General features: G+C 72.2%; 10 protein-coding genes. 1 reads left to right on the top strand and 9 read right to left on the bottom strand.

Annotation, left to right across the window (positions count from 1 at the left end):
- Positions 1-291: 291 nt before the first annotated feature.
- The gene (locus ASC58_RS16845) at positions 292-2,238 is read left to right on the top strand and encodes a bifunctional UDP-sugar hydrolase/5'-nucleotidase (protein WP_082553396.1); all 1,947 of its coding nucleotides are present in this window, start codon (positions 292-294) and stop codon (positions 2,236-2,238) included.
- Between the two features lie 16 nt (positions 2,239-2,254).
- Here the strand turns inward: ASC58_RS16845 and ASC58_RS16840 are convergent, their stop codons facing one another.
- From ASC58_RS16840 to ASC58_RS16800, 9 genes are all read right to left on the bottom strand, one after another.
- Positions 2,255-3,388 (bottom strand): uroporphyrinogen-III synthase, encoded by a 1,134-nt coding sequence (locus ASC58_RS16840; protein WP_056917849.1) that lies wholly within the window; start codon positions 3,386-3,388, stop codon positions 2,255-2,257.
- Positions 3,385-4,602 carry a uroporphyrinogen-III C-methyltransferase gene (gene cobA, locus ASC58_RS16835; RefSeq protein WP_056917848.1) on the bottom strand — a complete coding sequence of 406 codons (1,218 nt, stop codon included), beginning with the start codon at positions 4,600-4,602 and terminating at the stop codon, positions 3,385-3,387. The genes ASC58_RS16840 and cobA overlap by 4 nt, the downstream gene beginning before the upstream one ends.
- Positions 4,599-4,985 (bottom strand): nitrite reductase small subunit NirD, encoded by a 387-nt coding sequence (gene nirD / locus ASC58_RS16830; RefSeq protein ID WP_056917847.1) that lies wholly within the window; start codon positions 4,983-4,985, stop codon positions 4,599-4,601. Before nirD ends, cobA begins: the two co-directional genes overlap by 4 nt.
- On the bottom strand, positions 4,982-7,561 hold the full coding sequence (gene nirB, locus ASC58_RS16825; RefSeq protein ID WP_056920098.1) for a nitrite reductase large subunit NirB: 2,580 nt from the start codon (positions 7,559-7,561) through the stop codon (positions 4,982-4,984). Before nirB ends, nirD begins: the two co-directional genes overlap by 4 nt.
- A 10-nt stretch (positions 7,562-7,571) precedes the next feature.
- Positions 7,572-9,155: an FAD-dependent oxidoreductase gene (locus ASC58_RS16820; protein ID WP_056920097.1), complete on the bottom strand. Its 1,584-nt coding sequence runs from the start codon at positions 9,153-9,155 to the stop codon at positions 7,572-7,574.
- Positions 9,152-11,458: a molybdopterin oxidoreductase family protein gene (locus tag ASC58_RS16815; RefSeq protein WP_082553395.1), complete on the bottom strand. Its 2,307-nt coding sequence runs from the start codon at positions 11,456-11,458 to the stop codon at positions 9,152-9,154. Before ASC58_RS16815 ends, ASC58_RS16820 begins: the two co-directional genes overlap by 4 nt.
- Positions 11,409-12,803, bottom strand: a complete 1,395-nt coding sequence (locus tag ASC58_RS16810; protein ID WP_056920096.1) for an MFS transporter — start codon at positions 12,801-12,803, stop codon at positions 11,409-11,411. Before ASC58_RS16810 ends, ASC58_RS16815 begins: the two co-directional genes overlap by 50 nt.
- Before the next feature lie 153 nt (positions 12,804-12,956).
- Positions 12,957-13,547, bottom strand: coding sequence for an isochorismatase family protein (locus ASC58_RS16805; protein ID WP_056920095.1), 591 nt, complete (start codon positions 13,545-13,547; stop codon positions 12,957-12,959).
- Between the two features lie 9 nt (positions 13,548-13,556).
- Positions 13,557-14,804, bottom strand: a complete 1,248-nt coding sequence (locus tag ASC58_RS16800) for a kynureninase (RefSeq protein ID WP_056920094.1) — start codon at positions 14,802-14,804, stop codon at positions 13,557-13,559.

The following is a 14,804-nucleotide window of genomic DNA, read 5'->3' as shown; positions in this document are numbered from 1 at the left end:
CAGCGCCGATGGTACTGCACTGGTTACGGTGTGGGAGAGTAGGACGCAGCCGGACATACTTTCAAAAGGGCCTTCCCACACGGGAAGGCCCTTTTGGCATGCCCGCGTCTGCCAAGGCATTCCCAAGCATTTCCAGCGCACCCCAGGCCCGAGGTTGACCAACTCCTGACGTCCGGTCCCTTTTGTCCTGTACGGCATTGTTCTACGGTGGAGGACCCGGTGGCCTCAACGGCGCGGCCGCTGGGTTCCCTGTCTGCCGGCACCGCCGGCCCACCGCCCCGGAGGCCCACCATGTCGTCACCGCGTCCTGTCGCCAGCGATCAGCCCGAGCGCGGACCGTCGTCCGCCCGCGAAGGTGAGGCCGCCCGCTCGCGCCGCCAGGTCCTCGGGATGGCGGTCCTGGGAGGAGCCGGGGCGACGGCCGCGCTGTTCGCTGCGCCGGCCAGCGCCCAGGGGGCGCAGGAGAAGGGCCGGCCGGGAAAGCCGGGGCGACCTGACAGGACCTTCCGGCTGACCGTGCTGGGCACGACCGACACCCACGGCAACATCCTCAACTGGGACTACTTCAAGGACACGGCGTACGACGACTCGGCGCACAACGACATCGGGCTGGCCAAGGTCGCCACCCTGGTCAAGCTCATGCGCGAGGAGCGTGGGGCGAAGAACACCCTCGTGCTCGACGCGGGTGACACCCTCCAGGGCACGCCCCTGGCCTACTACTTCGCGAAGATCGATCCCGTCACCGGCGGAGCGGTCCACCCCATGGCCAAGGCGATGAACGCGATCGGCTACGACGCTGCGGCCCTGGGCAACCACGAGTTCAACTACGGCCTGGAGACGCTGCGCGCGTTCGAGGACCAGTGCGACTTCCCACTCCTGTCGGCCAACACCGTCGACTGGACCACGGGCGCCCCGGCGTTCGCGCCCTACGTCATCAAGTCGTACAAGGTGAAGGGTGTCCCGAAGCCGGTGAAGGTCGGGGTGCTCGGTCTGGTCACCCCCGGCGTCGCCATCTGGGACAAGGCGAACGTCGAGGGCCTGCTGAGGTTCCCGGGGATCGTCGAGCAGGCCAAGGTGTGGGTCCCCAAGCTCAAGAAGGCCGGCTGCGACGTCGTCATCGTGTCGTGCCACTCCGGCGCGAAGCCCGGGTCGTCCTACGGTGATGCCCTGCCCTACCCCGAGAACGCCTCACGTCAGCTGGCCGAGCAGGTTGCCGGGGTGGATGCGGTGCTCGTCGGGCACGCCCACGTCGAGATCCCCGAGGAGCTCGTCGCGAGCACCGTCACCCCGGGCAAGCAGGTGCTCATCACCGAGCCGCTCAAGTGGGGGATGCGGCTGTCGGTGATGGACCTCGACCTGGTGCACGACGGCAGGCGCTGGTCCCTCACCGCGGCGCACGCCCACCTCCTCAACGCCAACACGGCACCAGAGGACCCGAACGTCGCCGCGCTGGTGCGCGAGGACCACGCGGTGGTCCGGACCTACGTGAACTCCGTCATCGGGACCTGCAAGGCGGCCATGTCCGCGGGGACCGCTCGGTTCGAGGACACGTCCGCGATCGACTTCATCAACCACGTCCAGGCCGACGCGGTGAAGAAGGCCCTGGCGGGGACGGCGGACGAGAACCTGCCGGTCCTGTCGATCGCGGCTCCCTTCAACCGTGAGGCAGCCATCCCCGCCGGTGACGTCACGGTGCGCGACGTGGCCGGGCTCTACATCTACGACAACACGCTGCTCGGGATCCGGTTCACCGGGGCGCAGGTCAAGGACTACCTCGAGTACTCGGCGGCCTACTTCGAGACGAGGACGACCGCAGGTCCGTTCGCTCCCGACGACGTGACGAACGCCGTCAACCCGGCCAACGGGCTCGAGACGCCTGACTACAACTACGACATCATGGGCGGGCTCGACGCCTCGCTCGCCTACGACATCGACATCGCCCGTCCCGTGGGCCAGCGGATCGTCAACCTCACGTACGGCGCCGCGCCCGTGGACCCGGCGAAGCAGTTCGTCATCGCCATCAACAACTACCGGCAGTCCGGTGGCGGTGGCTTCCCCGGGGTCACGACGGCACCTGTCCTCTACAACGCCCAGGTCGAGATCCGTCAGCTGCTCATCGACTGGACCACGACCCAGGGCGTCATCGACCCGGCGACCTTCACCACCTACGACTGGAAGCTCGTGGCCAACGGGCAGCCGGTCGTCGTCGAGGGCGCCGCCGAGGGCGGACGGCACTGACCGAGTCGTCCGGTGGTCAGGCGCGGTCGGTACCGAGTCGGTAGCCCCGCTTGACGACGGTCTGGATCAGGGTCTTGGCCCCGCAGGCCTCGCGCAGCCGGGCGACGGCGACCTCCGCGGTGTGCGGGTCGGTCGAGTCACCCGGGAGCACGGCGAGGACCTGGGCCCGGGTGACGACCTCCCCACCGGCGTCGGCCAACAGGCGGAGGACCTCCAGGCCGCTGGGGGAGACGGGCAGGACGTGGTCGTCTAGCAGGGCCACCGTGCGGCGGACCTGCAGTCGGCCTGCCACGGTCGTGACCGCGGACGTCTGCGCCACCTCGTAGTGGCTGACGAGACTGCGGACCAGGGCACCGAGCCGACCTCGGTCGGGCACGATCGGCTCGATACCCCTCTCCAGCAGCGGCCGGGCCGTCACGGGTCCGACGGCCGCGGCGACCATGGCGCCTGACCGCAACCGTCCCTCGATCTGGTCGGTGAGGCCATGGGCGTCGACGGCGGCCAACCAGGCCGCTGCCCCCGGCGCGGACGTGAACACGGCGGCGTCGATCTCGCCCGCGGCTGCGGCGATCACGGAGGCAGCCAGCGCCTCGGGGTCGGGGGGAGGCCCCCAGCGGTACACGACGAGGCTGTGCACCTCGGCGCCCGCGGCGGCCAGCTCCGTGTCGAGCCCGTCGGCCCCGGCCCCGTGGTGCTGGACGGCGATGCGGTGCCCGGCCACGCCCTCGGCGAGCAGCAGGTCGAGGATCTCGGCCGAGGTCTCGGACTCGGCGACCCAGTCGGCCTGCAGGTTGGCAGCCTGGATGGCCCCCCGTGCCTTCGGTCCGCGGGCGATGAGGCGTGCGTGCCCGAGGACGTCGACGAGCTCGTCCGCGACGCCGGCTGCATCGGCGGCCTCGACCCAGCCCCGGAAACCGATCCCGGTGGTCACGACGACGGTGTCGGGTGGGTCGACGAGCAGGGCCTTGGTGTCGAGCAGCAGCTGGTCGTCGTGCTCGTGCGGGACGATGCTCAAGGACGGGGCGTGCCGCACCGTCGCCCCTCTCCTCGCCAACGCCGACCCGAGCTCGCCGCTGCGACGGTCGGCGGTGACGAGCACGACGCACCCCGCCATCACCTGGCTCAGCGACGGGACACCGGAACGGGTCATCGGATCGGCTCGAGGAGGTCGGCCGCGGCGACCGAGCCGATCACGACCACTGCCGGGGCGCGGACCCCGCGACTCTCGGCCGTCCCGACCAGCTCGGAGAGGCTGGCCCGCGTGACGCGCTGGGTGGGGAGGGTGGCGTCCTCGACGACGGCGGCGGCGAGGGCGGGTGAGGCGCCGGCATCGAGCAGCTGCCGGACGTGCTGTCCCAGCATCGAGACCCCCATCAGGACCACGAGGGTGGCACTGCCGTCGACCACGGCCCTGACGGCGGCCTCCTCGAGCGTGCCGTGGCCGTGCGTCACGTGGACCGCGGCCACGGTGCCCCGGTGCGTGACCGGGATGCCCGCAGCGGCCGGGGCGGCCAGTGCCGAGCTCACGCCGGGCACGACCTCGACCGGTATGCCGTGGGCAGCCAGGGCGGTCTGCTCCTCGCCCCCGCGGCCGAAGAGGAACGGGTCCCCACCCTTGAGCCGGACGACCACGCGCCCGCGCTGCGCCTGCTCGACGAGCACCGCGTTGATCTGGTCCTGGCTGACGGCGTGCGCACCGGGCACCTTGCCGACGTCGATGACCTCGACGTCCGGGGGAAGGGACGCCAGGAGGCTGGTGGGCCCGAGGCGGTCGGTGACCACCACGTCGGCCTCGGCCAGGGCACGGCGCCCGCGGACCGTCATGAGGTCAGGGGCGCCGGGGCCACCGCCGACGAGCACGACCCTTCCGGTCCAACCGGTCCGGGGCCGACGCCGACGGCGCAGGTCGAGGTCACCGGTCTGGAGGGCCAGAGCGAGCTGGTCGCGCACCGAACCCGCGCGGGCCGGGTCGGCACCGCCGTCGGAGGCGACGCCGACGACGAGCCCGGCGTGCCGGGTCGTGGCCGGAGTCCGCGCCGTGCCGTCCTTCACGACGCTGGCGCACACGCTCCAGACCTGGCGGGCGGTCGCCCACGCCGAGACCCGGCGGTTGGTCCGGACGTCGTCGGTGGCAGCGTGCACCAGCCAGGCACCTTCCAGGTCGGACTCAGCGACCTCGCGGTCGACCCAGGTGAGTACACCGTCGACCACCGCGTCGACGAGGTCCTCGCACAGCTGCGGCGCCACGACCGTGACGAGCGCACCGTCGGCGACCAGCGACAGCGCACGACGGGCAGCGACCGGCCCGCCCCCCGCGACCAGGACGCGCCTGCCGGCGAGGTCCAGCCCCATCAGCGTCGTCATCCCGCACCCTGCCCCCCGGGGAGGCCCACGCTGACGACGTCGTCGACCACGTGGACCGGGAAGGTCTGCAGCGAGTGCGGTTCCTTGCCCACCGGGTCGAGGCAGGACCCCGTGCGCAGGTCGAAGACCTGCTTGTACATCGGGGACGCGACGGTCGGGACGTCGCCGCGGGTGCCGACGATGCCGCGGGACATGACGTTGGCCCCGCTGAAGGGGTCCAGCTGCTGCACGGCATACACGCGGTCGTCGAACGTCCTGAACAGGGCGACCTGACGTCCCGCCACGAGGGCCGCGGCACCCCGCTCGCGGGACAGCGACTTGAGGCTGCAGATCTCGTGCCACCTCACGCCGAGGTCTGTGGCTGCTGTGGTCTCGATGCTCATCTGCGGACCTCCAACGTGGTGCCGGCGATGAGGACCCCGCCGCCGGACCGTTCGGATTCCGTTGCGGGACGGGCCTGTCCGCGTTCGCTGACGTAGGCCAGCGTGTCGTCCGGCTGGTCGGGGGCGTTGACGAACGACCCGAACCGGAGCAGCTTCTCGGGGTCGTCGAGGGCTGCTGCCCACTCGTCCTCGTAGCCCTCGACGTGCCCTGCCATGGCCTCGTCCAGGTCGGCGCCGATGCCCAGGGAGTCCTCCAGCACCACGGCGCGGATCGCCTCCAGGCCACCCTCGTGGTCCTCCACCCACACAGCGGTCCGCTGGAGCCGGTCAGCGGTGCGGACGTAGTACATGAGGAACCGGTCGATCGTGCGGACGAGGGTCTCGGTGTCGAGGTCCTCGGCCAGCAGCTGGGCGTGTCGTGGGGTGAAGCCGCCGTTGCCTCCGACGTAGACGTTCCAACCGTTGTCGGTGGCGATGACACCGACGTCCTTGCCGCGTGCCTCGGCGCACTCGCGCGCGCACCCTGACACGCCCAGCTTGATCTTGTGCGGCGACCGCAACCCCCGGTACCGCAGCTCCAGCGCGATGGCCAGGCCGACCGAGTCCTGCACGCCGTAGCGGCACCAGGTCGAGCCGACGCAGGACTTCACCGTGCGCAGCGACTTGCCGTACGCGTGCCCGGACTCGAAGCCGGCGTCGACGAGCCGCTTCCAGATCCTGGGGAGCTGCTCGATCCGCGCGCCGAACAGGTCGATGCGCTGGCCGCCCGTGATCTTCGTGTAGAGCCCGAAGTCCTTGGCTACCTCGCCGATGACGATGAGCCCCTCGGGGGTGATCTCACCGCCCGGGATGCGGGGGACGACGGAGTAGGAGCCGTCCTTCTGGAGGTTCGCCATGACGTGGTCGTTGGTGTCCTGCAACGTCGCCCGCTCACCCTCGAGGATGTGGCCGGTGCCGAGCGAGGCGAGGACGGACCCGATGACGGGCTTGCAGATGTCGCAGCCGCGGCCGAGTCCGTGGCGGGCGATGATCTCGCTGAACGTCGTGAGTCCCTGCACCCGCACCACGTCGAACAACTGGGCCCGCGAGAGCTCGAAGTGCTCGCACAAGGCGTTGCTCACCGTGACGCCGGACTTCTCCAGCTCGGTGGTGACCAGGCGCTTGACGAGGGGCAGGCAGGAGCCGCAGCTGGTGCCTGCCCTGGTGCAGGCCTTGACCCCGGTGAGGTCCGTGCACCCACGGTCGGTGACCGAGCAGCGGATCGCGCCGGCCGTGACGTTGTTGCACGAGCACACGGTGGCGTCCTCGGGCAGGTCAGCAGTGGGGGCGGGCGCAGCCCCCTCGGGCAGGAGGTATGCCGCCGGGTCGCCACCCAGCTCGCGGCCCACCATCGGTCGCAACGCGGCATACGCACTCGCGTCCCCGACGAGGATGCCACCGCGCAGAGTCCGGGCGTCATCGGACATGACGAGCTTCTTGTAGACCCCGGCGACCGGGTCGGAGATGACCACCTCGAGGCTGCCCGGCTCGGTGGCGAACGCGTCGCCGAAGGACGCGACGTCGACACCGAGGAGCTTGAGCTTGGTCGACAGGTCGGCGCCGGGGAACGTGCCCTCGCCACCCAGGAGCCGGTCGGCGACGATCTCGGCCATGGTGTAGCCGGGCGCAACCAGCCCAAGCGTCCGACCGCCGATGCAGGCGACCTCGCCGACGGCCCACACGGCCGGGTCGGCGGTCGCGCACGTGTCGTCGACCACGACCCCGCCACGTTCCCCGACAGCCAGGCCCGACTCGCGGGCGAGCTCGTCTCGGGGCCGGACGCCGACCGCGAAGACGACCACGTCGACGTCCAGCCGGTCGCCGTCGGCGAACTCCATCGACGACACCCGGCCGAGTCGGCCGGCGATCTTCGAGGTCGCCGTACCGGTGCGCACGGTGACCCCGAGGGCCTCGATGAGGCGTCGGAGCGCCTCGCCGCCGCCGTCGTCGACCTGCAGCGGCATGAGCCGGGAGGCGAACTCGACGACGGTCGTCCCGACCTCGAGCGCGGTCAGGGCGCCGGCCGCCTCGAGGCCGAGCAGGCCGCCGCCGACGACAGCACCCCGCAGGGGGCGGCCGAGCTCGGTGCGCAGCTGCTCGACGTAGGTGCGCAGGTCCGCGACGTCGTCGATGGTGCGGTAGACGAAGGCGCCGCGGAGCTCCTTGCCCGGGACGGGAAGCACCGCGGCATACGACCCGGTGGCCAGGACCAGGGAGTCGTAGGGGAGCGTCCGTCCGTCGGAGGTGGTGACGGTCTGCTCCGTGCGGTCGACGGCGGTGGCGGCGACCCCGCGACGCAGGGTGACCAGCGGGTCGTCCCACAGCTCCTGGCCGCCCAGGGCCAGGTCCTCCGGGTCGCGACCGGTGAAGTAGGAGGTGAGGGCCACGCGGTCGTACGGAGCCCGCGGCTCCTCGCACAGCAGCGTCACCGCCCACCGGCCGTCGGTGTCGCGGGACCGCAGCGCATCGACGAGGCGTCGCGCGACCATGCCGCCGCCCACGACGACGAGCTGTCGCGGGGTCGGGTCCGTGGCCATGGCGCCCACGTTAGGAGCCTGCCGTTTCAGCGCTGTGGATCATGTGTTTCCCCTTCGTTACGTCGTCCTCACGCGGACGGCTGGTGGTGGGAGAGTCGGTGGGTTCGCCGGGGGCGGGCGTCGAGACAGCGGCCAGGAGGGCGCAAACGTCGTCGACGCAGCCCCCGCACCCCGTCGTGGCACGGGTGCCGGCGGCCACCTGGTCGACCGTCGCGGCCCCGTCGTGGACGCAGGACACGATGGCGGCCTTGCTCACGCCGTTGCAGCGGCAGACGGTGGCGTCATCGGGGAGGTCGGCGACGGAACCTGTGGCTCCGCGTGGCTGCGGGGTGAGGGCCGAGATGAGCAGGTGTGCCGGGTCGGACGGGACCGGGGTGCGCCGGGTGTACGTCGTGACCAGCTCGGCAGCCACCGGCCCCGCCCCCACACAGGTGGCGCCGACGAGCAGGCCGCCGGAGACGACCACCTCGACGTGCCGACCGAGGTCCGGGTCGCTGAGGTGCAGCGTGCGCTGGGCCGGGTCGTCGGTGCGCTGCGACCCGCAGACACCCATGGTGACGACGTCGAGCCCGTGCGCCTTGAGCCGCACGACGTCGCTGACGTTCGACGTCGGGTCGCGGTCGGGCACGGCCTTCGCGGACCCGGACGCGAACGTCGCGGACAGCGCCGGGGAGCAGAGCCGCGCAGCGAGCCGGCGGGACTGTTCCCAGCCCTGGGCCACGAGACCGCTGCCACCCTCCGGCGGCTGCGCGCAGTCGCCGAGGGCTGCCACCCGGTGGTCGGTGGGGGAGGAGAGGTCGTCCCCGACGACGACCCCGCGGTCGACCGCGAGCCCGGCGTCCGCGGCCAGCGCGGTGCTGGGCACCGTGCCGGTCGCGAGCACGAGCAGCTCGGCAGGGACGACCTCCCCGTCGTCGAGGAGCAGGCCGGTCAGTCGTCCGTGAGCGACGAGGGCCTCGACGGCTCCGCGACCGACACGCTGGTCGATGCCGAGACCGGTCATGGCCGACTCGACGACCCGGCTGGCGTCCTCGTCGAGCTGGCGCTCCATGAGGGCCGCGGCCGGGTGGACGACCGTGACCGCGACCCCGCGCCGCGCGAGACCGCAGGCCGCCTCCATGCCGAGCACCCCGGCGCCGAGCACCACGGCGCGTCGGGCGTTCAGGGTTGCCGCCACGATCTCGCGGGCGTCGTCGATGGTCCGCAGGGCGTGCACCCCCGAGGTCAGTCCCTCACGGTTGCGCAGGCCCGTCAGTCCGGGGACCCGGGCATCGGAGCCGGTCGCGAGCACCAGCCGGTCGTAGCGCACCCGGGCGCCGTCGGCGGTCTCGACGTGGCGGTCCTCCCGATCGAGGCGCACTGCGTGCGTGCCACGCAGCACGGTGAGTCGTGGGCTGTCGGGGGTGGGCAGGGTGAGCGCCGAGAAGTCGTGCTTCCCCGCCACCACCTCGCTGAGCAGCACCCGGTTGTACGGCTCGCAACCCTCTGACCCGATGACGGTGACGTCGTAGCGGCCAGCCGTGTCCGCGGAGAGGACGTCCTCGACGAAGCGCGCACCGACCATGCCGTTGCCGATGACCACGAGCCGCGTCATGCCTTGACCTCCAACGGGTTTCGAGGCGCGGACGAGCCGTCGGGTCGGCTCCCGACCAGGTGGGGCGCGGGGGAGTGGCGGCTGGCTGCGGTCACGTCGACCGCACAGACCTTGAACTCGGGCATGCCCGACAACGGGTCGGTGGCGTCGGTGGTGAGGCGGTTGATGCTGTCCGTGCCACCCCAGTGGAACGGGACGAACACCGTGTCGGGTCGGATGGTGTCGGTGACCCGGGCGGGCACCGACACCGCCCCGCGGGAGGTGGCAAGTCGCACGCGCTGTCCTTCGACGACCCCCAGGCGGGCGGCGAGGAGGGGGTGCAGCTCCGCGTACGGGCCGCGGAAGGCCGAGGCGAGGGGGTCGACGCGGCGGGTCTGCGCCCCGGACTGGTAGTGCTGCAGCACCCGGCCGGTGACGAGGTAGAGCGGCGCCTCGGGACGCAGGTCGTCGGCGGGGCCGAGGTGGTCGGTCGCCACCATGCGCGCGCGACCGCTGGGCGTGGGGAACCGGTCGAGGAACAGCCGTGGCGTGCCCGGGTGCTCGGACTCGCCGGGCGCAGGTGCCGGACAGGGCCACCAGACGGCTGCGCTGTCGTCCTCGCGGTCGAGACGGGCGTGGCTGACCCCGCTGTAGTCCGCCCGACCACCCCGGCTGGCGCGGGCGAGCTCGTCGAAGACGAGGCCGGGGTCGGTGTCCCACACCCCCTGGGCGCCGAGGCGGGCCGCGAGCTGCGCCCACACCCACAGCTCGCTGCGCACGCCTGCAGGTGGGTCGATCGCCTTGCGGCGGCGCAGGATCCGTCCTTCCAGCGAGGTCATCGTGCCCTCCTCCTCGGCCCACTGCGTGACCGGCAGGACGACGTCCGCGAGCAGGGCCGTCTCCGACGGCACGAAGTCGCAGACGACGAGGAGGTCCAACGCGTCCAGCCGAGCGGCGACGTGGTGGCCGTTTGGGGCGCTGACCCGCAGGTTGGAGCCGTGCACGAACAGGGCCCGGGGACCGCCCTCGGTGCCGAGCGAGTCCAGCAGCTCGACGGCGGGCCGACCCCTGCCCGGCAGCGACGCCGGGTCGACGCCCCACACCCCAGCAACGTGCTCGCGGGCGGCCGGGTCGTCGATCATGCGGTACCCCGGCAATTGGTCGGACTTCTGGCCGTGCTCTCGCCCGCCCTGGCCGTTGCCCTGCCCGGTGATGGCGCCGTAGCCGCTGCCGACCCGACCCGGCAGCCCGAGGACCAGCGCCAGGTTGATGGCGGCCGACACGGTGGCCGTGCCCTGTCGCGACTGCTCGACTCCCCGGCCGGTGAGGACGAACGCACCACGTCCGCCGCGGGACGGGCTCGCCGCGGCGAGGAGCCGGGCGGCAGCCCGCAGGTCGTCGGCGGGGACGCCGCACACCTGCTCGGCCCGCTCGGGCCACCACAGGGCGCACCGGCGGCGCACCTCCTCCAGTCCCTCGGTCCGCTCGTCGAGGTATGCCGCGTCGACGAGGTGCTCGGTGAGCAGGACGTGGACGAGGGCCAGGAGGACGACCAGGTCGGTGCCGGGCACGGGCTGGAGGTGCAGCCCTCGTCCGTCCTCCGTCAGGTCTGCGGTCGCGCTGCGACGGGGATCCACGACGACGAGCCCACCGCGCTCCCGGACCCCGGACAGGTGGGCGACGGATGGCGGCATGGTCTCGGCGAGGTTGCTGCCGAGGAGGAGGACGGCGTCGGCCGCCGCCAGATCGGTGAGGGGGAAGGGCAGGCCCCGATCGACGCCGAGGGACCGGTTGGCGGCAGCGGCGGCGCTGCTCATGCAGAACCGTCCGTTGTAGTCGATGTTGGCCGTGCCGAGCGCCACGCGGGCGAACTTGCCCAGCTGGTAGGCCTTTTCGTTCGTCAGTCCACCGCCGCCGAAGACTGCCACGGCGTCGGGGCCGTCCTCGGCGCGGATGCGCAGGAGCTGTCCCGCGACGAGGTCGAGTGCCGCGTCCCAGCTCGTCTCGACCAGCCGCCCCCCGGGATCCCGGACCAACGGCGTCGTGAGCCGTTCGGGGGACTCGAGCACCGCGGCGCTCGTCCACCCCTTCTGGCAGAGGCCTCCCCGGTTGGTGGGGAAGTCACGGCCGTGGACCTCGACCGTGGTCGGACCGGTGCCGTTGTCGGCGGCCACACCGGCGGGGCGCAGGGACTGGGCGCACTGCAGGGCGCAGTACGGACAGTGGGTCGGGACGCTGGTCGCGCCGACGGGACGGGTCACGGGTGCTCCGACCTCAGATCGTCTCGGCGGCGAGGGACGAACCACGCCGCGCGTACACGGCATACGTGGTCGCGGCCATGAGGACGTAGGCGGCGACGAACACCCAGAGGGCGGGCACGAGCGTCCCGTAGTGCGCCTTGGCCATGGCGAAGCCGCGGGGGATGAAGAAGCCGCCGTAGGCACCGACCGCGCCCGCGATCCCGATGCAGCCGGCCGCGGTCTTCCTGGCGACGGGCAGCCGGTCGGCGCTGACGCCGGCGCGGAAGACAGCGGGGATCATGCGGTACGTGGCGCCGTTGCCGATGCCCGCGCCGAGGAAGAGCACGAGGAAGGAGCAGAAGAAGACGGCGAAGCTGTGCGACTTCAGGCCCTCGATGGCGCCGACGGCGCCCAGGGTCAGGGTGGCGAAGGCGCCGATGGTGACCCTGGCCCCGCCGAAGCGGTCGGCGACCATGCCACCGAGCGGTCGCGAGAGCGCGCCGATCAGGGCGCCGAGGAAGGCGATCGTCGTCGGCGTCTCGGGGAACTGCGTCTTGAGCAGCGTCGGGAACGCCCCCGAGTACCCGATGAAGGACCCGAAGGTGCCGATGTAGAGGAAGGAGATGATCCAGGTGTGGCGGTTGCGGGTGGCCCGGGCGAAGCTGCCGTAGTCGGACCGCACACCGGACAGGTTGTCCATCCCGCGCCACGCGAACACGGCGGCTAGCAGGGCCAGCGGGATGAACATCAGGCCGGCTCGCTCGAGGTGTGTCCCAGCGCCCACGACGATGACGGCCGGGACGACCAGCTGGACGATCCCGGTGCCGAGGTTGCCACCAGCGGCATTGAGCCCCAACGCCTTTCCCTTCTCGGCCTCGGGGAAGAAGAACGAGATGTTCGTCATCGACGAGGCGAAGTTGCCGCCGCCGAACCCGGCCAGGGCGGCGCAGGCGAGGAGCAGGCCGAACGACGACGAGGGCTGCGTGACCACCCAGGCCAGGGCCGACGCCGGGACGAGCAGGAGCAGCGCCGAGATGATCGTCCAGTTGCGCCCACCGAAGAGCGGCACGGCGAAGGTGTAGGGGATGCGCACCGTGGCGCCGACGAGGCTCGGCAGCGCGATCAGCCAGAACTGCTGGTCGAGGGTCAGGCTGAACCCGGCGGCGGGCAGCAGCGGGACGACGACGCTCCACAGCGCCCAGACGCAGAACCCCAGGAACTCGGCGTAGACGGAGAAGGTGAGGTTGCGCCGGGCGATGGCTCGGCCACCGCCGCGCCAGAACGTGCTGTCCTCGGGGTCCCAGTGGTCGATCCAGCGGCCGGAGCGACGAACCGGGGTGGCCGGGACGGGGGAGGTGCGGGTCGAGTCCTGGGAGGTGGTGAGGGGTGCTGCGGGGGCCGGAGCCGGCTCGCGGGCGGGAGCGGACATGGGCGGTGCTCCTTCTCGGGGTCGGAGCAGGTCCGGGTGGACTGCCCTCTCCCGAGGAGGGTGGCAAGAGTGTGTTTCACGACCGACCGATGCCCGTTAAGCATCCGTAACACTTGCCGCACACGGCGGCGGAGGTGGCTGTGAGAAGTCCGGTCAGCCGACCACGGGGGTGCCGCGCAGGTCCACCTCGGCGGCGCGCAGCTCCGCGACGGCCCGGTCGGTGGTCTCGCGCGAGACCCCGGCCGTGAGGTCGAGCAGCACGGTCGTCTCGAACCCCTCCTCCGCAGCATCGAGGGCCGTCGCCCGGACGCAGTGGTCCGTGGCGATGCCGACCACGTCGACCTGCTCGATGGCGCGGTCCCGGAGCCAGTCGGCGAGCGTCGCCCGGTGGTCGGCCTCGACGGTGAACCCCTCGAACCCGCTGTAGGCAGCGCTGTGGTGGCCCTTGCGGAAGATCGCCTCGACGTGCTCGAAGGCCTGCTCCGCGGCCGGGTGGAACAGGGCGCCGTCGCTGCCGATCCGGCAGTGCGCCGGCCAGGTGTCGACGAAGTCGGGTGCGTCGCTGAAGTGTGCGCCCGGGTCGTCGTGCCAGTCGGCGGTGGCGACGATCGCCGCGTAGTCGTCGTGGTGCGCCGCGACGTACGCGCTGATCCGTCCGGCGACGTCCGCACCGCCGGCGACCGCCAGCGAACCGCCCTCGCAGAAGTCGTTCTGGACGTCGACGAGGATCAGCGCGCGGCTCATCCCTCCACGCTATCCCTCGGCGTCGAGCGCCACGATCGCGTCGCGCAGGGCGAGCATGCCGACGACCACCTCGTCGAAGCTCGTGGAGAGCGGCGCGACGCCGATCCGGATCCCGTCGGGGTCGCGGTAGTCGGGGATGACCCCCTGGGTCCACAGGGTCGCCGTCACCTCACGGAAACCGTTGCGCCGCAACGTGACGTGTCCACCGCGGACGGCCGGGTCACGGGGGCTGGCGACCTCGACGCCGAGCGGGACGAGCAGGTCGTCGGCGATCCGGATGACGAACTCGGTCAGGGCCACCGACTTCGCCCGGATGGCGTCGATGCCGGCTTCCTCGATGACGTCGAGGGACGCCTGCAGCGGGACCATCGCGAGGATCGGCGGCGTGCCCGAGATGAACGAGCGCAGCCCGTCGGCGGGGTCGTACCCCGGTCCCATCTCGAACGCGTCCCGGCGTCCGATCCAGCCCCAGATCGGCTGGCGGAGGGAGCCGTGGTGGCGCTCGGCGACATACGCCCACGCGGGCGCGCCCGGGCCGCCGTTGAGGTACTTGTAGGTGCAGCCGACCGCGAGGTCGACGCCCCACTCGTCGAACTGGACCGGCACCGAGCCGCCCGTGTGGCTGAGGTCCCACAGGACCAGGCCGCCGGCGTCGTGCACGGCCGCGGTGATCCCGGGACCGTCGGCGATGAACCCCGAGCGGTAGGCGACGTGGCTGAACACCGCGAGCGCGGTCTTCGGCCCGACGGCCGCCTCGACCTGCTCGACGGTGACGCCGGACCGCTCGTCGGCCTCGATCCACCGCAGGGTGAGGCCGCGCTCGGCGGCGATGCCCTCCAGGACGTAGCGGTCGGTGGGGAAGTTGTCGGTGTCGAGCACGATCTCGTCGCGCCCCTTGGCGACCTGGGCGTCGACGGCGGCGCGCGACAGCTTGTAGAGGAGCACGGTCGTGGAGTCGCCGACGAAGGTCTGGCCGGGACCGGCGCCGAGGACGAGCTCGCCGATGCGGTCGCCGATGCGCGTGGGCCAGTCGAGCCACTGCTCGTCCCAGGAGCGGATCAGGCGGTCGCCCCAGGGGCCGTGCACGAACGACGTGAGCAGGTTCGCCGCGGCTGCCACGGGACGGCCGAGGGAGTTGCCGTCGAAGTAGGCGACCAGGTCGGTGCCCTCCGGGGTGAGGTAGCGGTCGCGGAGGGCGCGGAGCGGGTCGGCGGCATCGAGGTCAGCCGCCTCGGCGCGGTAGTCGTGGTCAGCCAT

The organism is Phycicoccus sp. Root101 (genome assembly GCF_001426245.1).
GTDB lineage: Bacteria > Actinomycetota > Actinomycetes > Actinomycetales > Dermatophilaceae > Pedococcus.
This window is presented reverse-complemented; position numbering and strand designations above follow the sequence as displayed.

Bases quoted from the DNA above. Each gene is read 5' to 3' on its own strand.
- ASC58_RS16815 (WP_082553395.1), bottom strand. From the start codon at position 11,458: ATGCCGTGTACGCGCGGCGTGGTTCGTCCCTCGCCGCCGAGACGATCT.
- ASC58_RS16810 (WP_056920096.1), bottom strand. From the start codon at position 12,803: ATGTCCGCTCCCGCCCGCGAGCCGGCTCCGGCCCCCGCAGCACCCCTC.
- ASC58_RS16840 (WP_056917849.1), bottom strand. From the start codon at position 3,388: ATGACCCGTTCCGGTGTCCCGTCGCTGAGCCAGGTGATGGCGGGGTGC.
- ASC58_RS16800 (WP_056920094.1), bottom strand. From the start codon at position 14,804: ATGGCTGACCACGACTACCGCGCCGAGGCGGCTGACCTCGATGCCGCC.
- ASC58_RS16820 (WP_056920097.1), bottom strand. From the start codon at position 9,155: ATGACGCGGCTCGTGGTCATCGGCAACGGCATGGTCGGTGCGCGCTTC.
- nirD (WP_056917847.1), bottom strand. From the start codon at position 4,985: ATGAGCATCGAGACCACAGCAGCCACAGACCTCGGCGTGAGGTGGCAC.
- cobA (WP_056917848.1), bottom strand. From the start codon at position 4,602: ATGACGACGCTGATGGGGCTGGACCTCGCCGGCAGGCGCGTCCTGGTC.
- ASC58_RS16845 (WP_082553396.1), top strand. From the start codon at position 292: ATGTCGTCACCGCGTCCTGTCGCCAGCGATCAGCCCGAGCGCGGACCG.
- nirB (WP_056920098.1), bottom strand. From the start codon at position 7,561: ATGGCCACGGACCCGACCCCGCGACAGCTCGTCGTCGTGGGCGGCGGC.
- ASC58_RS16805 (WP_056920095.1), bottom strand. From the start codon at position 13,547: ATGAGCCGCGCGCTGATCCTCGTCGACGTCCAGAACGACTTCTGCGAG.